At 53.5% G+C, this 18,589-nt stretch carries 16 protein-coding genes; 8 read left to right on the forward strand and 8 right to left on the reverse strand.

Going from position 1 to position 18,589, the window contains the following annotated elements; genetic code table 11:
* Positions 1–48 precede the first annotated feature (48 nt).
* From ebgA to M2406_RS03845, 6 genes are all read left to right on the forward strand, one after another.
* A complete protein-coding gene (gene ebgA, locus M2406_RS03820) occupies positions 49–3,141 on the forward strand; it encodes a beta-galactosidase subunit alpha (protein ID WP_259188783.1) in 3,093 nt (1,030 codons plus the stop codon).
* A complete protein-coding gene (locus M2406_RS03825) occupies positions 3,138–3,590 on the forward strand; it encodes a beta-galactosidase subunit beta (protein WP_259188784.1) in 453 nt (150 codons plus the stop codon). The genes ebgA and M2406_RS03825 overlap by 4 nt, the downstream gene beginning before the upstream one ends.
* Before the next feature lie 119 nt (positions 3,591–3,709).
* A complete protein-coding gene (locus tag M2406_RS03830; RefSeq protein ID WP_218216255.1) occupies positions 3,710–5,200 on the forward strand; it encodes an amino acid permease in 1,491 nt (496 codons plus the stop codon).
* 124 nt (positions 5,201–5,324) lie between these two features.
* Positions 5,325–5,639: a helix-turn-helix transcriptional regulator gene (locus M2406_RS03835; protein ID WP_012006400.1), complete on the forward strand. Its 315-nt coding sequence runs from the start codon at positions 5,325–5,327 to the stop codon at positions 5,637–5,639.
* Positions 5,636–5,974, forward strand: coding sequence for an SRPBCC domain-containing protein (locus M2406_RS03840; protein WP_112363281.1), 339 nt, complete (start codon positions 5,636–5,638; stop codon positions 5,972–5,974). Before M2406_RS03835 ends, M2406_RS03840 begins: the two co-directional genes overlap by 4 nt.
* A 43-nt stretch (positions 5,975–6,017) precedes the next feature.
* The gene (locus tag M2406_RS03845; protein WP_259188785.1) at positions 6,018–6,611 is read left to right on the forward strand and encodes an ATP-dependent Clp protease proteolytic subunit; all 594 of its coding nucleotides are present in this window, start codon (positions 6,018–6,020) and stop codon (positions 6,609–6,611) included.
* A gap of 56 nt (positions 6,612–6,667) precedes the next feature.
* Here the strand turns inward: M2406_RS03845 and M2406_RS03850 are convergent, their stop codons facing one another.
* From M2406_RS03850 to ychF, 4 genes are all read right to left on the reverse strand, one after another.
* A complete protein-coding gene (locus M2406_RS03850) occupies positions 6,668–8,059 on the reverse strand; it encodes a DUF6384 family protein (protein WP_012006403.1) in 1,392 nt (463 codons plus the stop codon).
* Positions 8,060–8,104: 45 nt separating this feature from the next.
* The gene (locus M2406_RS03855; RefSeq protein WP_012006404.1) at positions 8,105–9,508 is read right to left on the reverse strand and encodes a hypothetical protein; all 1,404 of its coding nucleotides are present in this window, start codon (positions 9,506–9,508) and stop codon (positions 8,105–8,107) included.
* 65 nt (positions 9,509–9,573) lie between these two features.
* Entirely contained in the window at positions 9,574–10,731 is a 1,158-nt protein-coding gene (locus tag M2406_RS03860) for a merozoite surface protein 3b (RefSeq protein ID WP_112363277.1), read from the reverse strand.
* 187 nt (positions 10,732–10,918) lie between these two features.
* Positions 10,919–12,010: a redox-regulated ATPase YchF gene (gene ychF, locus M2406_RS03865; RefSeq protein WP_012006406.1), complete on the reverse strand. Its 1,092-nt coding sequence runs from the start codon at positions 12,008–12,010 to the stop codon at positions 10,919–10,921.
* Positions 12,011–12,341: 331 nt separating this feature from the next.
* Between ychF and M2406_RS03870 the strand changes: the two genes are divergently transcribed.
* Positions 12,342–13,871: a SulP family inorganic anion transporter gene (locus M2406_RS03870; protein ID WP_012006407.1), complete on the forward strand. Its 1,530-nt coding sequence runs from the start codon at positions 12,342–12,344 to the stop codon at positions 13,869–13,871.
* A 39-nt stretch (positions 13,872–13,910) separates the two neighbouring features.
* Here M2406_RS03870 and pth read toward each other — a convergent pair whose 3' ends face one another.
* Positions 13,911–14,501 (reverse strand): aminoacyl-tRNA hydrolase, encoded by a 591-nt coding sequence (gene pth, locus M2406_RS03875; protein ID WP_012006408.1) that lies wholly within the window; start codon positions 14,499–14,501, stop codon positions 13,911–13,913.
* Between the two features lie 313 nt (positions 14,502–14,814).
* Here pth and ychH point away from each other — a divergent pair, with 313 nt between their 5' ends.
* Complete coding sequence (gene ychH / locus M2406_RS03880; protein WP_012006409.1) at positions 14,815–15,093, forward strand: stress-induced protein YchH; 279 nt, start codon at positions 14,815–14,817, stop codon at positions 15,091–15,093.
* A gap of 185 nt (positions 15,094–15,278) precedes the next feature.
* Here the strand turns inward: ychH and prs are convergent, their stop codons facing one another.
* From prs to lolB, 3 genes are all read right to left on the reverse strand, one after another.
* A complete protein-coding gene (prs, locus tag M2406_RS03885) occupies positions 15,279–16,226 on the reverse strand; it encodes a ribose-phosphate diphosphokinase (RefSeq protein ID WP_012006410.1) in 948 nt (315 codons plus the stop codon).
* Between the two features lie 170 nt (positions 16,227–16,396).
* The gene (ispE, locus tag M2406_RS03890) at positions 16,397–17,263 is read right to left on the reverse strand and encodes a 4-(cytidine 5'-diphospho)-2-C-methyl-D-erythritol kinase (protein WP_259188786.1); all 867 of its coding nucleotides are present in this window, start codon (positions 17,261–17,263) and stop codon (positions 16,397–16,399) included.
* On the reverse strand, positions 17,260–17,883 hold the full coding sequence (gene lolB / locus M2406_RS03895) for a lipoprotein insertase outer membrane protein LolB (RefSeq protein ID WP_012006412.1): 624 nt from the start codon (positions 17,881–17,883) through the stop codon (positions 17,260–17,262). Before lolB ends, ispE begins: the two co-directional genes overlap by 4 nt.
* Positions 17,884–18,589: the final 706 nt, after the last annotated feature.

The raw sequence follows: 18,589 nt of genomic DNA on the forward strand, positions 1-18,589 counted from the left end.
TAAATATTTACTATCGTTCTCCCATTGAAAGCTGTCGGGAGACGTGACGTGAACAATTGGGAAAACATAGAAAAGCAGTCGGAGAATCGCCTGCCGGCGCGGGCGAGTTTCTTCAGCTATGCGGATGCCAGGCAGGCATTGAGTTTTGATCGCAACGCAAGTTTGGGCTTCCAGTTGCTGAGCGGGCGTTGGCAGTTTCGCTACTTCGAACACCCGGACCTGGTGCCGGAGGCGTTTTACCGCCAGCCGATGGCGGAATGGGGCGAAATCACCGTGCCGGGCATGTGGCAGATGGAAGGGCATGGTCAACTGCAGTATACCGACGAAGGTTACCCATTCCCGATCGACGTGCCTTATGTGCCGACCAATAATCCTGCCGGGGCCTATCAGCGTCTTTTTACTCTCGATAACGAGTGGCTGGATCAGCAGGTCATCATCAAATTTGACGGCGTGGAAACCTATTTTGAGGTTTACCTCAATGGTCACTACGTCGGTTTTAGTAAAGGCAGCCGTCTGTCAGCCGAGTTTGATCTCAGCGACTATCTGCAAGCAGGGGACAACCTGCTGTCCGTTCGCGTGCTGCAATGGGCCGATTCTACCTATATCGAAGATCAGGACATGTGGTGGATGGCCGGTATTTTCCGCGATGTTTATCTGATCGGTCAGCAACGCACGCATATTCATGATCTCACTTTGGTTACCACCTTTGACGAGCAGTATTGTGATGCGCTGCTGGCGATAGACGTCGAGTTGCAGCATCTGGGGCAAGGCGTGGCTGGCGGTTATCGTCTGCAGGCGCAGCTCTTTGACGGTGAGGCCTGCGTCGGTGAGCAGTGGGCGAACGAACTGAGCATTGGGGCGGGTGCCACCTGCCGGTTTGAAATTCCGGTCAGCCAGCCCAGGCAGTGGAATGCGGAAGATCCCTATCTGTATCAACTGTTGCTCAGCCTGCGCGACGGCGATGGCAATCTGTTATCGGTAGTGCCGCAGCGGGTGGGTTTCCGTGAAATCAGCGTGCGCGATGGGCTATTCCACATTAACGGGCGCTACCTGAAACTGCACGGCGTTAACCGCCATGACCACGATCATCGCAAAGGTCGGGCAGTTGATATGGCGCGGGTTGAGCGCGACATCGTGCTGATGAAACAGCACAACATCAACTCGGTGCGCACCGCCCATTATCCGAACGATCCGCGTTTTTACGAGCTGTGCGATATCTACGGCCTGTTTGTGATGGCGGAAACCGATCTGGAAAGCCATGGGTTTGCCAACGTTGGCGATATCAGCCGCATTACCGACGATCCACGTTGGGAAAACGCCTACGTAGAACGCATTGAGCGCCATGTGAAGGCGCAGAAAAACCATCCTTCAATCATTATCTGGTCACTGGGCAACGAGTCTGGCTATGGCTGCAACATTCGCGCCATGGCCAAACGCTGTAAGGCGCTCGATGCCACCCGACTGGTGCATTATGAAGAAGACCGGGATGCGGAAGTGGTCGATGTGATCAGCACCATGTATTCCCGCGTGGCGATGATGAATGCGTTCGGTGAGTATCCTCACCCCAAACCCCGGATCCTGTGTGAATACGCCCATGCGATGGGCAATGGGCCGGGCGGACTGTTCGAATATCAGTCGGTGTTTAACCGCCATGCCAGCCTGCAGGGACATTACATCTGGGAATGGTGCGATCACGGTTTGCTCAGCCATGACCAGCAGGGGCGGGAACGTTATCAGTACGGCGGCGATTACGGCGATTACCCGAATAACTATAACTTCTGCATGGATGGCCTGATCTACCCGGATCAGCGCCCTGGTCCCGGCCTGCGTGAATACAAACAGGTGCTGTGTCCGGTCGAGGTGAGCGGCGTGGGCGAGAAAACGCCGGTATTACGGGTCAAAAACCGCTATTGGTTCAGTTCGCTGGCCGATATTACGCTGAAGGTCAGCGTTAAGGCCGGCGGGCGGCTACTGACCGGCTATGAAATTAAGCTGCCGCACCTGCAGCCGGGGGAATCAGAAGAGGTCCATTTGCCTGCATTGGCGCTGGGCGCGGAAGAAACCTTCATCGACGTCGAAGTGTATAAAGACAGCGCCACCCGTTACAGCGAAAGTGGAGATCTGCTGGGGCAGTATCAACATCTGTTGCAGCCCGCCACCGCGTTAATTAGCCCACCGGATTCCATCCCTGTTTCTGCGCTGCAATGCGCTGACGAAAACCATCAAATTATTGTCAGTGGCGAGAACTTCAGCCTGACCTTCTCGCGCCTGAGTGGCGAACTGCAGTCGTGGAAAGTGGCAGGAGAGGAGGTGGTGGGCCGCGCACCGCACCTGACCTTCTTCAAGCCGGTGATCGACAACCACAAACAGGAGTATGAGGGCATTTGGCTGCCGAACCATCTGCAGATCATGCAGCAGCATTTCCGTAGCCTGCACTGGGAACGGCAGGGGGATGACGTGGTGATTGAAGTCCGCACCCTGATTGCCCCGCCGGTATTTGATTTTGGCATGCGTTGCCGTTACCGCTGGCAGATCTCTGCGCAGGGCCATGTCAGCCTGGATCTGTCGGGCGAGCCTTACGGCGATTTCCAGCAGGTAATCCCGAAGATTGGCCTGGATTTTGGCCTCAGCCGCCGCTTTGAACAGGTGGAATACTACGGCCGTGGACCGGGGGAAAACTATCAGGATAGCTGCCAGGCTAACCTGATCGGCCACTATCAGCAGCGGGTTGGCGAGCTGTTTGAGCACTATCCGTTCCCGCAGGATAACGGCAATCGCCAAGAGGTACGCTGGCTGAGTCTGCAAGATGCCAATGGTCACGGCATCTTTATCCAGCCGCGGCGGCCGATCAATTTCAGCCTGTGGCCCTACAGCGCCGAGATGCTGCACCAGGCTCAGCATATTAATGAACTGCAAGAAAGCGACTACCTGACGTTAAACCTCGACGATCAAATTCTGGGGCTGGGCTCCAACTCCTGGGGTTCGGAGGTGCTGGATTCCTATCGGGTTTATCTGTCGTCGTTTAACTACGGCTTTACGCTGGTGCCGTTTAACCGGCAGGAAACCGAGGCGGCTACGCTTGCCGGCTATCGTTTTTCACCGGCCATTAATAACGCTCAGTCAGAAGAGGCGAACTTATGATTATTGTCGAATCATTAGCGGAGTTTCAGCTTATTTACCGCGCCGGGAAAAAATGGCAACGCTGCATGGAGGCCATCAATAATATTGAACGCATCGAGCCCGATGTCTTTTATTCGGTTGGCGACTCGCTGGTTTACCGGTTGGCGTCCGGCCCGGGCCAACAACATGGTTGGCTGGAGGGGAATCGCCGCTATTTTGATCTGCACTATTACCTTGCCGGCCAGGAAACCATCGAGATTGCCGATAAGTGCGAACTGACTACGGCGGTGGCTTATCAGGATGAAACCGACCGCGAGTTTTTCAGTGGGCAGGGCGAGCCACACCGGGTGGGGCAAGGCAATGTCGTTATCTTTGAGAATCACCAGGCCTATCGTTTTAAAGAAAGTCACCAGGTAAAAAAAGTCATTTTAAAAGTGACGGTAGAAGACAGCTATTTCCTTAATAAATAGCCGAACTCCTAATTAAAAATAAGCCCCATTGCTTTCAGGTTGCCGCCGGCAAGGCTGCAGCTTGAAAGACCAGGGGAAATAAACCGATTAAGTACCCTACAATATTTCGGAGAGTGTCTATGGCTGTGTCGAATAGAAATACTATCGGCAAGTTCGGCCTGCTGGCGATGACGTTCGCGGCAGTGTTCAGCTTTAATAATGTAATAAACAATAATATTCAGCTTGGCATTGCCTCCGCCCCGGTGTTCCTGGTGGCGACCATCATCTATTTTATTCCGTTCTGCCTGATCATTGCCGAGTTCGTTTCGCTAAACAAAAACTCCGAAGCCGGGGTGTATGCCTGGGTAAAAAGCGCCCTGGGCGGGCGTTGGGCGTTTATGACCGCCTATACCTATTGGTTTGTGAACCTGTTCTTCTTCACCGCGCTGTTGCCGAGGGTTATCGCTTACGCCTCTTACGCGTTTTTGGGCTATGACTACGTCTTCACGCCGTTAACCACCGCTATCATCAGTATCTTCCTGTTCGCGTTCTCGACCTATATCTCCAACAGCGGCGCCAAGCTGTTGGGGCCAATGACCTCGGTCACCTCTTCGTTGATGCTGTTGCTGACGTTCTCCTACATCATCCTGGCCGGTGCGGCGGTGATTGGCGGCATCGAACCGGCGAACCCGATCACGGTGGAAGCCATCACCCCTAACTTTAACTGGGCCTTCCTCGGTATCACCGCATGGATTTTCCAGGCGGCGGGCGGGGCCGAATCGGTGGCGGTGTATGTCAATGACGTGAAGGGTGGCAGCCGCTCGTTTGTGAAAGTGATCATCCTTTCCGGACTGGTGATCGGCGTGCTGTACTCTGTGTCATCCCTGCTGCTTAACGTGTTCGTGAGCCGCGCCGATCTGCACTTTACCGGCGGTACGGTTCAGGTGTTTGAAGGGCTGTCGGCGCACTTTGGCCTGCCGGCGGTGCTGATGAACCGTTTCGTCGGCCTGATCTCCTTTACCGCCATGTTTGGCTCATTGCTGATGTGGACTGCTGCCCCGGTAAAAATCTTCTTCACCGAGATCCCCAAAGGCATCTTTGGCGAGCGAACCATCCGCCTGAACAAGCATGGCGTGCCGACCCGCGCGGCCTGGTTGCAGTTCTTTATCGTCATCCCACTGATGCTGATCCCGACGCTGGGCTCTGACAGCGTGCAGGATTTAATGAATACGCTGATTAATATGACCGCCGCCGCATCGATGCTGCCGCCGCTGTTCATTATGCTGGCCTACCTGAACCTGCGTTTGAAATACGACCGCGTACAGCGCGACTTCAAGATGGGGTCCCGGCTGCAGGGCATCGCCATTGTCAGCACGCTGATCGTTATTTTTGCCGTGGGTTTTGTCGCCTCAACCTTCCCGACCGGCGCCAGCATTATGACCATTGTGTTTTATAACGTTGGCGGGCTGGTAATCTTCCTTGGTTATGCCTGGTGGAAGTACAACCGATACTCGAAGACCCTGGATGCTCAGGCCCGTTATGACGAGGACACGCCGTTAGCCAGAATCGAACTTGAAGCACAGGATGGCAAAAAGAACCTCGCCGGCGATCTGCGCTGCACCACCTTGTAATCCACTATCTATAAAACTCGCCCCTCGGCGCTCGCTGAGGGGTTTTAATGGCGGCTCGGATAAGCGCCATTCTCATTACCCCGATAAACTTGCGCATTAGATAAGTGACGACTAATGTTTAGTCATGAATGAAAATGACATCTTCAAGGCGCTGGCGGATCCCACTCGTCGCACCATCTTCGAGAAACTGGCGGCTGGCGGCATGAATGCCAGTGCGCTGCGTGAAGGTATGCCGATCAGCCAATCGGCCATGTCCCAGCATCTGGCAGTGTTGCGGCAGGCGGGCCTGGTGTGCGAGGAGCGACAAGGGCGTTTCGTTAATTATCAGGTGGACCCGCAGGGCCTGGCATTGATTGCTCAATGGCTGGACAAGTACCGTGCCTTCTGGCCGGAGCGTATCGATAAGCTGAATATTTTGCTAAAGGACATGGATCAATGAACCAGACCGACGCTAACCCGCAGCCGCTAGTGCTGGAATATTCACTCGATGCGCCGCCCGAAAAAGTCTGGCGGGCGATTGGCATCCCGGCCTTGCGCGAACAATGGTTGCCAAGCCGCGTATTGGCCGATGCTGAACCTATTGCGGTGACGCCGGGCGCAGAGATCAGTTACCGGATGCGCGATGATCAGCCGCCGTTCCTTGAAAGCACCGTAACCTTGCAAATTTTGCCCACTGCCGCTGGCGGCAGCCTGTTACGCGTTATCCACCGGCTGGACGATGCCCGGCTGACGGCGGCGAACGACAGCGGACGGCACCTGATGCGCGCCGCCTGACGGCCAACCTTTCCCATTCCACATCTGAAACAGGAGTTCACTCATGCGTGAATCGATGCTGCTCGTCCCTATGGTGGTTGAACAGACCAGCCAGGGCGAACGTTCTTTCGACATTTATTCGAGATTGCTGCGTGACCGCATCGTTTTCCTGAACGGAGAGGTCAACGATCAGGTTGCCGAAGTGCTGTGCGCCCAGTTGCTGTTTCTGGAGGCCGAAAACCCGGAGAAACCGATCCATCTGTATATCAATTCACCGGGTGGGGTGATCACCAGCGGTTTCGCCATCTATGACACCATGAATTACATCAATGCACCGGTGCATACCCTGTGTATGGGCACTGCGCGTTCGATGGGTTCCTTCCTGTTGATGGCCGGGGAGGCAGGGCATCGAATGGCGCTGCCCAATGCCAGTTTGCATGTGCATCAGCCGCTGGGCGACTTTCAGGGCCAGGCGTCGGATATTCTGATCCACGCCGAAGAGATGAAACGCACCAAGCACAGCGTCATCACGCTATATGCCAAACATTGTGGACGCAGCTATGAAGAGGTCGAACGAGCACTCGACCGCGACCATTTTATGAGTGCCGACGAAGCGGTGGAGTGGGGGCTGGTGGATAAGGTGCTGCTGGGACGGTGAGGGTTAAATTAAAGCCGCGCGGTTGCGCGGCTTTGGGGGATGGCGGGTAATAATGATTACCACTCGGTAATTACGCCGTCCTGAACTGGGCGAGTGTAGGTAAAGCCCAGTTGGCCGGCAGGTTTCTTACCGACGAGAGCATGATCTATATGACCGTCATCCAGCTTGTCTTTTTTCAACTTCTTATACTCTTTTTGCGAAACTCGGATACCGAATTGACTTGTTCGCGTTTTCCTACCGGTTTCACTGTCTTTTACTGATATTGGGAAAGGTGTATGGCTTGGCGTTTGTGTTTCCACGATCAAATACCAGCTTTTACCGCCTGAATTATCGTAGGTGCGTTCTACTCCCGACTTCTCGCCCACCCGATCGACAATAATCAGCGTCAGCGGTTGCATGATCAGATCATAGGTGTAGTCCAGCCCTGTCAAGGCCTCTAGCCAAAGAGGGGGGATAACCCGGTCATTTAGGTCTGCACGAGCGATGAGATTGCGCGCATAGCTAATATCGTTATCGACTTTTACTCGGTCCTGGCGGGAAAGCTTGAGATTACGCAGTTTTTGGGTTCTTTGGTCCATCGTGAAATATAAGCCATCACGCATACGTTCACGGTCATAAGCCTTGAAGGCTGCCTCGATCTTGATCTGCGTATCTGCGGCGTTATTCGACAGCGCTGAGGTGGCTTCGGCCAATTTCCCTGTCAGGTCGGGCGCCCACTTGAGATAGGTTTGCAGCTGTGGATCTTTATCCATATTGCCGAGGGTGCTATCCCATTTTTGCAGTAGTGGCCAGCGGAGCATTAGCGTCCTCACTTGCGTGAGTAACGCCTGGTTTTGCTGATTCACCGCAGTAAGGATGTCCAACCTTTGTGGTGTATTTTCCGCGGAGACAAGCGGTGCGGCTTGGCGGGACTGGAAATTGGACAAAAGGTTTTCCGCCTGCGTGATTATCTGGTCGGCTGGTACTTTTGCATAGATGAACGGCTCATGCTTCATTTTGCTGAGTTGGTCAGATAACGTCTGCGCTTGCGCCGCCATTTGGTCGCTTTGGCTGGTCTGGGTCGCGATGTTCTTTTCCAGCGCGGCAAGTTGGTGCTGGCCTATGTACAGACTCAGTTTCCAGGCAAGGGCCAGTGCAACAAGTATGATAGCAAGTCCCGTCAACCACTGCTTACTGGTCATGTATAGGAATGCAGCAGCGCGTTGGCTCAGGCTCATTTTGTTTGTCTGATAGCGCAGGCGCTGTGAAAACCAATTTTTAACTCCCTGCTCAATCAGTTTATCGTCGATGTCGGTTCCGCTGGACTGATAGTAATCACGGATGCGTTGTGTAATTTTCTGGCGTAATTTGGGCAGATCCAAATGTTCGTCCAGTGCAATTCGCTGTGCGTAGAGTGAGTCAATAATGGCCATGGCACCTAGTTGGTCGCTTAATTTAATCTCACTCATGGGCCACACTCCCGCTGGTTGTGTTTAGGGCATAGATATATTTCATTAGAAACTATCCGTAGTGCGGAACCCGCCACCGCCGGTTGAAGAAGAAGAACTGAAGCCACTACCACCGCTGCCGGAAGAGGACGATGAAGATGAAGAACTATATCCGACGCCAGACGAATAGCTCCGTGCGGATGAATTTCCCCACGAACCGGACGAGGCTCTGGCAGTTACCGATGGTGGTGGGAGTCGGTGGGTAATCATATCCAACTTATGCAATACCGCTTTCAGACTGATGGCACCGGACAGGTAGTTTTCAAACAGTTCCTCCGGTTTATCTGACCATCTCCATTGGTACTCATAAATCGGATTGTCATATCCCTGCGCCGAAAATTGATTGTTCAATTCGATGGCGGCAGTGGCACGGCGCTGGGCTAATTGAGCGTCGATCTCTTGCTGTAGCAGGTTCTCTTCGACCGCTATCTCTTCAAGCTGTAGTTCTCTCAGCTCTTCCAACAGGCGATCGTCAGTCGGCGTCTCGGTTTTCGCCACCAGAATATCCAATTTATCCAGAGGCAATAAGGCCATTTGCGCCGAGAGCTGTGTTGTTATCTGGCTGTAAGTCTCACCTTCGCCCTGAGCGTATTCCTGCAGCTTATTTTGCTGGTTGCGGATTTCTTGTTGTGTGGAACTCAGTATTTTTTCTAGCGCGTTGAGATTCAGATACAGCGTGGGCAGCTGTAGATTCTGTTCGACGTCTTGTACATATTGTTGATATTCATTGGTCTGTTGCTTGGTTTGATTGTGCAACTCCAGCAGACGCCGAGTAGATTCCTTTTGCAGTGCCAGGAGCATCCGGTAATTGGCTGCGTTGTTCGGATAGTGGCTAATTCGTGCCAGCCAGCTATCGAGATTGCGCGACAGCGGCCAGGCTGAATATCCCGGTTGCCCATAGCCTTTTCTCTCCAGGAACATGAAAATGCGTTGCTGATGGTACTCCCCTAGCTTGGTGGTCGTTTCAGCCATTAATTCCTTATGGCTGTTTTCCTGTTGGCCGACATCCTGACTGCTTTTAACCATCAACTGCCTGGCTGCTACAGCATCAATATTTTGTTGTAGTTGCCGATCTCGTTCATCTTCTTGCCGATTTATTTCTACATGCAACTGTTGCAACTGAGCATGTCGGTTCTCGATTTCTTTCTCGCTGAGCTGTAAGGCCTGTTGAGACTGGGCAATCTCTTGCTGAAGTTTATTTAGTAATTTCTGCACGTTTGCCATTTCGCCAACGCGAGGAGATTCTTTCAGAAGTACTGTGGCCATCTGGTGATAGAGGCTGGCGATTTGCTGTTTCAGCACCAGTTGCAGGTGGCGAGCATCTGCCTGATTGATTTCAATTCCAGAGAGGGCCGCTCTGGCCCGGTCCGATAGGGCTGCCAGTTTTCGGCCAAGTTCGTAGGCGTGCATCGATAACTCCGTGTCAGACCCCCTAATCATCCTGGTTGGAACCAATAAGGGGATCCCTGGTAAATTTAGCGAGATGTTTCTGCCTTGGTAATGACTTCGGTAAAACGACGTTTCCCATCTTCAACGACGGAGGCTAGCTCATTGGCATTGTTTGTCGCTTCGGTACGCAATTCCTCAATCATTCGGTAGCTGGACTCTTGGAATGAGACAATGGCATTAACCAAAGAGCGTACAGAATCGGCCTTGATGGTAGTGCCATAGCCGGCCCTCAGACCAACTTCAAGCTGCTTGCTACCCTGTGTCGCGATGTTGATGAGGCCATCATTGATACCCGCTTTCATTGCCTCCAGCGTTTCGGTACTTTCTGCCAATCCCTGTAGCGACGTCATTGAGGCTGACAGGGCGGTAAAGACAATTTCGTTAGTGCTGAAGAAGGTGACACTTTGGCGGTAGACCCGCTCTTTAATGGCGTTAGTCTGCTGCAAACGAGCAAAAACGGCTTCGGCAGCGTTATAGGCGATCATCAGATTATCCGCCAGATCTTTGACTATCTGATAACGTTCGTCTTCTTTCTGCATGGTCCTTAATGCTTCATCACGTGTCAGCTCCATCTGGGCTCGGGTGATATTGTCATCACTCTGCGATTGCTCAGTGGCAGTTTGAGCCGTCTGCAATAACTGGCGACTTTGTTGTAAATTATCCTGCGCTGCGGTCAGTAAAGTTTGAGCATCGACATAGGCCTGCTTCAGACCAAATCGAAAATCCTGATAGGCTTCCAAAATGACTTTTTCACGGCTGATTTGTTCTTCTGACGCTCTGGCCACTTCTAAATAGGTCTGTTTGATATCATTGAAACGGTCGGGGATAGATCCGCGGCGCAGAGTCATCCAACCCGATTTCATACGTTCAATAACGTCAAGCTTGCCGTCCTCCAGCCAACCAACCATCTGAGTGGCATCTTTACGGATTGAATCAAATGCAGAGACGACTTTTGCCTGCCGATTGGCTACGTCCATATTGCTGATGTTATCGCGCACCACGGCGTTAAAAGCGCTTTGCTGCTGTAAAGTACGGCCAATGGCGATCACGCGGTTATTGTCCAGATCGGAGACTGCATCCAGTAAGGACAGGATCGGGGAATCAGTTTCAGGCGAAAGGATAATCCCCAGTTTTTGCAACTTCTGAATGGCTTTGGTGGTGTACGAAGCCAGCGCATTATTCATGATTAATTCCTTATCGGGACATATCCTGCCATTGAAAGTAAACGCATTATAGCGCCAGCCGGGGCATCTGTAATTACCGGCCCAGTTGTCAGATGCCTTGCCGATACTCGCTCTAGATTTCAAACAATCAGAAAACAAAAATCCACGCCAAGGCGTGGATTTTGGAGTCTGGTGCAGAAACCGAGGTTTAGACGTTAAACAAGAAGTTCATCACGTCGCCGTCTTTGACGATGTAGTCCTTACCTTCTGAACGCATTTTGCCGGCTTCTTTAGCGCCTTGCTCACCCTTGTAGGTGATGAAGTCTTCAAAGGCGATGGTTTGTGCGCGGATAAAGCCTTTCTCGAAGTCGGTATGGATCTTGCCGGCTGCCTGCGGTGCAGTAGCGCCAACCGGGATGGTCCAGGCGCGAACTTCTTTTACGCCAGCGGTGAAGTAAGTCTGCAGGTTCAGCAGCTCGTAACCGGCGCGGATCACGCGGTTCAGACCAGGCTCTTCCAGACCCAGCTCGGCCATAAACTCGGCGCGGTCTTCGTCTTCCAGCTCGGCGATGTCGGATTCAACCGCGGCACATACGGCAACCACGACCGAACCTTCGGCCGCAGCGATTTCACGCACTTTGTCCAGGTATGGATTGTTCTCATAGCCATCTTCGTTGACGTTGGCGATGTACATGGTTGGCTTCAGCGTCAGGAAACTCAGGTAGCGGATGGCTGCACGGTCTTCATCGGACAGATCAAGCGCACGCAGCATGCCGGCGTTTTCCAGCTGTGGCAGGCATTTTTCCAGTGCGGCCAGTTCGGCTTTTGCGTCTTTATCGCCGCCTTTGGCTTTCTTCTGTACGCGGTGGATAGCGCGTTCGCAGGTGTCAAGATCCGACAGTGCCAGCTCGGTGTTGATCACTTCGATGTCGTCAGCCGGGTCAACCTTGTTGTTTACGTGGATGATGTTGTCGTTCTCGAAGCAGCGCACTACGTGGCCGATAGCTTCGGTTTCACGGATGTTGGTCAGGAACTGGTTGCCCAGGCCTTCGCCTTTGGACGCGCCTTTCACCAGGCCGGCGATGTCGACGAATTCCATGGTGGTTGGCAGGATGCGTTGGGGTTTGACGATCTCGGCCAACTGGTCCAGACGCGAATCGGGCATCGGCACCACACCGGTATTAGGTTCAATGGTGCAGAACGGGAAGTTGGCTGCTTCGATACCCGCTTTGGTCAACGCGTTGAACAGGGTGGATTTGCCTACGTTAGGCAGGCCGACGATACCGCATTTGAATCCCATGTTGTTATCACCTTAAATATCTTAACTATCAGCCGGTTAGGTTTAACCCACTGCATAAAGGACGAAATAATGGCGCCATTATACACGTAATGGCCGTTTTTCTCGATCTGGCTGTGTGCTGCGGGCAAATGCAGCCACAAAACCGGTTTTTGATTGAGATTTGGATCACATTTACACATACTGACACTTCTGATTAACCTACAGGAAACGCGCCGGATGTACTTCTTGCCCAGTCCACCCTGAGTTGCCCCCCTCCTGAGGTTTGCCGCGCCATGCGGCTGTGTTTCCCGTCCTGCGGGAAGGTTTTTTATCTGTCAGAAGTGAATAATCCATGTTTAACCTGAACAATTTCAGGCTGTCGACCGTCAAGAACGAGGTGCTGGCGGGCTTTGTGGTGGCCGTTTCCATGATCCCCGAAGCGGTCGGCTTTTCTTTGGTCGCCGGACTTTCCCCGATCGTTGGGTTGCACACCGCCTTCATTATCGGTCTGGTCACCGCGCTGTTTGGCGGCAAGCCGGGTATGGTGTCGGGCGCGGCCGGTTCGATAGTGGTGGTGCTGATGAGCCTGGCGGCGCAACACGGTATGGCCTATGTGTTATGGGCGACGATTTTCGCCGGGGTGATCCAAATCCTGATTGGCGTTTTCCGGCTGGGTAAATTTATTCGTCTGGTGCCGCTGCCGGCGATCCACGGTTTTGTGAATGGTTTGGCGATCGTCATTATGCTGGCGCAGCTGCATATGATTGCCGGGCAGGGGCTGCTGATGTACGGGCTGGTGGCGCTGGCGATCGGGGTGGTGGTGCTGTTCCCACGGCTGACCCGGGTGATCCCGGCCTCGTTGGCGGCCCTGATTGTGGTTTCCGCGCTGGCGATTGGGTTTAACCTGCATACTTTGCGGGTCGGCGATCTGGCCGATATCTCCGGCGCCTTGCCGCATTTCAGCCTGCCGATGGCCCCGTTCAGCCTGGAAATGCTGAAAGTGGTGCTGCCGTATGCGGTAGTGATCGCTTTGGTGGGGTTGATTGAGTCGTTGCTGACCATGACGGTGCTTGACGAAATGGGCGGCAAAAAGGGCAATGGCAACCGCGAGAGCATCGCTCAGGGCGCGGGCAATGCCATTTGCGGCCTGTTTGGTTGTTTTGCCGGCTGCGCGATGATTGGTCAGTCGATTATCAACTTCACCTCGGGTGGGCGCGGACGTATTTCCGGCGTCGTCGGCGCGATACTGTTGATCCTGTTTGTGGTCAGCCTGTCAGGTTACATCGGCCTGCTGCCGGTGGCAGCACTGGCAGGGGTGATGCTGGTGGTGTGTTACAACACCTTTGAGTGGAGTTCGCTGCGCCGCTTGCGGCGGATGCCGAAGGCCGATGCGCTGGTGATGCTGCTGGTCACGGTGATCACCATCTTTACCGATCTGGCGATGGCGGTGATCAGCGGGGTGATTATCTCGGCGCTGGTGTTTGCCTGGCAGCAGGCGCGCATTCGCGTGCGTCAGCATCAGGTGGAGGGGGATGTTGCGGTGTATCAACTGGACGGGCCGCTGTTCTTTGGTTCTACCACGGCCTTTGCCGAGCTGTTTGAACCGAAAAACGATCCTCAAAACGTGGTGCTGGATTTTGCCGGTACCCGGGTGATGGATTCCAGCGGAGTAGAAGCGATTGATAAGCTGACGGCACGTTATCTGGCGGCGGGAAAAACCATTCGGTTACGCCACCTGAGCGGCGACTGCGTACGTCTGTTAAAGCAGGCCGGACCGTTTTGCAGCCATGAACTGGACGATCCGCAATATTATGTGGCGGAAGAAGGCTATCAGACCGACGATGCCAACGTCGGTGAGGAAACCTTCAAGCTGCGAACCTAAGCGGATCGGCAGCGGGCGTGATGCCCGCTGCAATCACTATCAGGCCTGCGCTTTGAAGCTGTGCAGGCGACGAACGGTTTTTTCCAGGCCGTCGGTCAGCAGAATTTCCGTGCAACGTGCGGCTTCATCAATCGCTTCATCAATCATTTTTTGCTCGCTGGCCGGTGGCTTGCCGAGCACGAAACCCACCACCTTGTTTTTATCGCCCGGATGGCCAATGCCGATGCGCAAGCGATAGAAGTTCGGGTTATTGCCGAACTTGCTCTGAATATCCTTCAGCCCGTTGTGCCCACCGTTGCCGCCACCCAGTTTGATTTTTGCAACACCCGGCGGAATATCCAGCTCGTCGTGCGCGACCAGAATTTCGTCCGGCTCAATACGGTAGAAATTGGCCATCGCCAGTACGGCTTTGCCACTGAGGTTCATAAAGGTGGTAGGCACCAGCAGGCGCACGTCATTACCGGCCAAATTCAGGCGGGCGGTGTAGCCGTAGAATTTGCTCTCTTCCTTCAACTGCTGGTTATGGCGCTGGGCCAGTAAATCGACGTACCAGGCGCCGGCGTTGTGTCGCGTCTGGGCATACTCAGCGCCCGGATTCGCCAGGCCGACTATCAATTTAATACTGCTCACGGGGAGATTCGCTATGATCGAGATAATGGAAAGGGCATTAGTCTACCTGCCTGCGCCGCGAATGACAAAATCCTGATGCTGTGCGTGGCGTTAGTCAGCGGATATCCTCAGAATGGGGAGTAATTCATTAGCATAATCATTCAATTTGTTAACTAATTACTTGCTTTAAGTAAAGATTTGTCATGCTTTCTTTACCATTTGTGATCGCCTACGCAATCCCCTTGCCGGAACAGGGCCTATACTTAACTTATCAAAGTGGGTTAACCATTTACTGAGTTACCCTGGTTGGCAAATGGCACTATGGAGGTGGCATATGAAACGTAGAAACGTGAACAAAATGGGCAACTTTTTTATGGGGCTGGGGCTGGTAGTCATGATCTTCGGCGTTGGATACAACATTCTTGCTGAAGTATCGCAGTTCAATTTGCCGCAGTTTTTCGCCCATGGCGCAATCATGAGTATCTTCGTCGGCGCGCTGTTATGGCTGGTGGGTGCACGTATCGGCGGGCGTGAGCAGGTGGCGGATCGTTACTGGTGGATAAAACATTTTGATAAACGCTGCCGAAACGACAATCATCGTTCGTCACATTGATTAAAAAAATAAAAGGGAACCCGCGTTACGGCAAAGGAGATCTGCCGCGCATTAAGGCCTAAGGTCATGTTTGACTACCCGTAGAAAACCCGTTGTTGCTGATGCACCAACGGGTTTTTCTTTTTCTGCTATCGGGCAATCAATCGATCCGGTACGGCAGGGGGCCGCACCGAAAAGAATTCTGATTAATGCTCGAACATCGCAGAAATTGACTCTTCATTGCTGATACGACGGATGGCTTCAGCCAGCATGCCGGACAGTGTCAGAGTACGCACGTTTTTCAGTGCCTTGATTTCTGCAGACAACGGAATGGTGTCGCAGACGATCACTTCATCAATCACCGAGTTGCGGATGTTTTCCACAGCATTACCGGAGAAGATCGGGTGGGTCGCGTAGGCAAATACGCGCTTGGCACCGCGTTCTTTCAACGCTTCAGCTGCTTTACACAAGGTACCGCCGGTGTCGATCATGTCGTCAACCAGCACGCAGTCACGGCCTGCCACGTCACCAATAATGTGCATCACCTGGGAAACGTTCGCACGTGGGCGGCGTTTATCGATGATAGCCATATCGGTATCGTTCAGCAGTTTGGCGATAGCGCGGGCGCGCACTACGCCACCGATGTCCGGGGAAACCACGATTGGGTTCTCCAGATTCTGTTGCAGCATGTCTTCGAGCAGGATCGGGCTACCGAACACGTTATCTACAGGAACATCGAAGAAGCCCTGGATCTGTTCAGCGTGCAGATCCACCGTCAGTACGCGGTCAACCCCAACGCTGGAGAGGAAGTCGGCGACAACTTTGGCGGTGATTGGCACACGAGCAGAACGCACGCGGCGATCCTGGCGGGCATAGCCGAAATAAGGGATAACAGCAGTAATACGACCTGCGGAGGCGCGACGCAGAGCATCTACCATAACAACCAGTTCCATCAGGTTATCGTTGGTAGGGGCACAGGTGGACTGGATGATGAAAATATCACCGCCGCGTACATTTTCGTTGATTTGCACGCTCACTTCGCCGTCGCTAAAACGACCTACTGCGGCGTCACCAAGGCTGGTGTACAAACGGTTGGCAATACGTTGTGCTAGTTCCGGGGTGGCGTTACCAGCAAAAAGCTTCATATCAGGCACGAGAAGAACCTCAGGCATGCGTCCAGAGAAGATATTGTCATTCGGCCTCGCTAAGGGGCAGTTAGCGACGCCGGCGCAATATCATACGGGTGTGTAAAAAAAATTTGAAACCGCAGCGGCGCAGGGATGACAGGGCCAGGTGTGAGCGACTCTGCGCAGCGAAACGAGAACTACGGTTCAATCTGCCCGGAACGAATGCGATGTAGTGGAGAGACGTTAACGCCACGCGCTACAAAACCACGTATCCACTCCGGGGCTTGATTTAACACCTGACGGGCGGCGGTTTCTGTGTCGAATTCAGCAAACACACAAGCACCTGTGCCAGTCAGGCGTGACGGCGCGTATTCTAACAGCCAAGAAACAAGCTGTTCAACCTCGCGAAAACGTTTTCTTGCTATTGGTTCGCAATCATTTGCGTAAGTTGCCTGTAACAGCACATTTAATGGGCGAACCGGGGTGTCTCTTTTTAAATCGGCATCGCCAAAAATAACCGGAGTCGGGATGCTGACACCCGGATGGGCCACCAGATACCACTTTTCCTGCGGATTGGCCGGTTGCAAACGTTCGCCAATACCTTCGGCAAAGGCGGCATGGCCGCGAACGAACACCGGAACATCGGCACCAAGGGCCAGCCCCAGCTCTGCCAACTGCTCGTCGCTCAAGCCGCAGCGCCACAGGTCATTGAGCGCCACTAACACCGTGGCGGCGTTGGAGGAACCGCCGCCCAGTCCGCCACCCATCGGCAGACGTTTATCGATGCTGATGTCGGCACCGCGCGGGGCGGTGTTTAGCCCATGACGATCGCAATGCTGTTGCAGCAAACGGGCGGCGCGGACGATCAGGTTTTGCTCATCCGGCACGCCGGCCACCGGAGTCAGCAGACGGATGCGGTCATCCTGGCGCACGTCGATGGTCAGCGTGTCGCCGTAATCCAGAAACTGGAACAGCGTCTGCAGCAGGTGGTAGCCGTCTTCACGTTGGCCGGTAATGTACAAAAACAAATTGAGTTTAGCGGGCGATGGCCATTGACGAATCATTTAAGCGTCCAATCGTCCATTTTCAGTTTGATGCGCTGGTCACCCTGTTTCAGTTCCAGGCGGCTTGGCAACTGTGGCTTGAGGCTGTTGTTGTAGTCCTGGTAATCCACGGTCCAGGTCTGGCTACCTTGTTGGTAGGTCAGCGAGTTCAGGCGATATTGGTCATCGAGCTTGAAGTCGCTGGCCTCACCCGGCAGGCCGAGCATCCACTGGCGCAGGTTGTCCAGCGGAATGGCCATGCCGGTCAGTTTGCGGATCATCTCTTCGGCATTGTCGCTGACATAACGTTTGCCCTGGTTATCCGTCAACTGCACTACGTTTTTCTGTACGTTGAGGTCAAGCTCGGTGCTGCCAAGCGGGTTGGTCAGCAGCAGGCGATAACGGTCCGGCGAATACTGTTGCCAGAAGAAGCGGGCGTAGACTTTTTTCTGATCTGACAGGTAGGCGAAAGAACCACGGGTCTGATACTGACTCAGCTGTTGCACCGCTTGTTCGTGGGCACGCCACTGCGGCGACGTCGGGCTGGTGGCCGGGCCGGTCGGCTTGGTGGTAGTACAGGCGGCCAGCACCAGGCTGGCCAGCGGGATCAGGCGGAGCAAACTAACTTTGCGGATTGGCATAACTTTCTCTTGTCCTTTTGTCCTTGCGGGCACGCACAGCGAGACCTTGGTATCAGCATTTACGCTAGCGGGGCAACGCCGGCTCGTCAATTTTTTGCTGCATCGCGTTGAAACTTCCCGGCTTTGTCACCGCTCTCGGGCACGGGGCCAGGTGCGGTCTTCGCTGATAAGATTAACACAATCGTTCCAACCTGCGCTCTGGACGCAAGAATATCTCTGGGGCCGGGTGTTGCTGCCGTTGGCGTTTAGTTGATGTAGCGTTCTGTAATATCGCCAGAGTCTATCGCGGTGAGGAGATCCGAAGATTATGAAGCTTGCAGTTCGAATCGTTATTTCGCTGTTATGTTTTGCGGGTTCGGCATTTTTTTACCTGCAGGCGAAGCATGTTTTTTGCCAACAGGTTTCCTTCATTTTGGATCCGACCTTTCGTTGCGGCACTTTGGGCTGGTAAACGCCGGTTATTTGATCGCTATCCCCATGCTCAGGTTGGTCAGTTTTACTCAATACTGTGCGGAATATCGCATACTGCACTAAAATTCAGTATGTTATGTCGTCAAATTATTCTTTATCTTGCTGTATTTATTACTAATCACTCATTGATGCTGTCTATTTCAGCGATTGGACGGAAGATGCGGTTGTGCCTTTTATTGATCCCGCGCATCAAGTAGAATGCCGTTCAACGAGAACCCGTACCAAAAGAAGTATT

It is taken from the genome of Serratia sp. BIGb0163, assembly GCF_024809935.1.
Classification (GTDB): Bacteria; Pseudomonadota; Gammaproteobacteria; order Enterobacterales; family Enterobacteriaceae; genus Serratia; species Serratia quinivorans.

Bases quoted from the DNA above. Each gene is read 5' to 3' on its own strand.
- M2406_RS03825 (WP_259188784.1), top strand. From the start codon at position 3,138: ATGATTATTGTCGAATCATTAGCGGAGTTTCAGCTTATTTACCGCGCC.
- M2406_RS03830 (WP_218216255.1), top strand. From the start codon at position 3,710: ATGGCTGTGTCGAATAGAAATACTATCGGCAAGTTCGGCCTGCTGGCG.
- M2406_RS03835 (WP_012006400.1), top strand. From the start codon at position 5,325: ATGAATGAAAATGACATCTTCAAGGCGCTGGCGGATCCCACTCGTCGC.
- M2406_RS03840 (WP_112363281.1), top strand. From the start codon at position 5,636: ATGAACCAGACCGACGCTAACCCGCAGCCGCTAGTGCTGGAATATTCA.
- M2406_RS03845 (WP_259188785.1), top strand. From the start codon at position 6,018: ATGCGTGAATCGATGCTGCTCGTCCCTATGGTGGTTGAACAGACCAGC.
- M2406_RS03850 (WP_012006403.1), bottom strand. From the start codon at position 8,059: ATGAGTGAGATTAAATTAAGCGACCAACTAGGTGCCATGGCCATTATT.
- M2406_RS03855 (WP_012006404.1), bottom strand. From the start codon at position 9,508: ATGCACGCCTACGAACTTGGCCGAAAACTGGCAGCCCTATCGGACCGG.
- M2406_RS03860 (WP_112363277.1), bottom strand. From the start codon at position 10,731: ATGAATAATGCGCTGGCTTCGTACACCACCAAAGCCATTCAGAAGTTG.
- ychF (WP_012006406.1), bottom strand. From the start codon at position 12,010: ATGGGATTCAAATGCGGTATCGTCGGCCTGCCTAACGTAGGCAAATCC.
- M2406_RS03870 (WP_012006407.1), top strand. From the start codon at position 12,342: ATGTTTAACCTGAACAATTTCAGGCTGTCGACCGTCAAGAACGAGGTG.
- ychH (WP_012006409.1), top strand. From the start codon at position 14,815: ATGAAACGTAGAAACGTGAACAAAATGGGCAACTTTTTTATGGGGCTG.
- ispE (WP_259188786.1), bottom strand. From the start codon at position 17,263: ATGATTCGTCAATGGCCATCGCCCGCTAAACTCAATTTGTTTTTGTAC.
- lolB (WP_012006412.1), bottom strand. From the start codon at position 17,883: ATGCCAATCCGCAAAGTTAGTTTGCTCCGCCTGATCCCGCTGGCCAGC.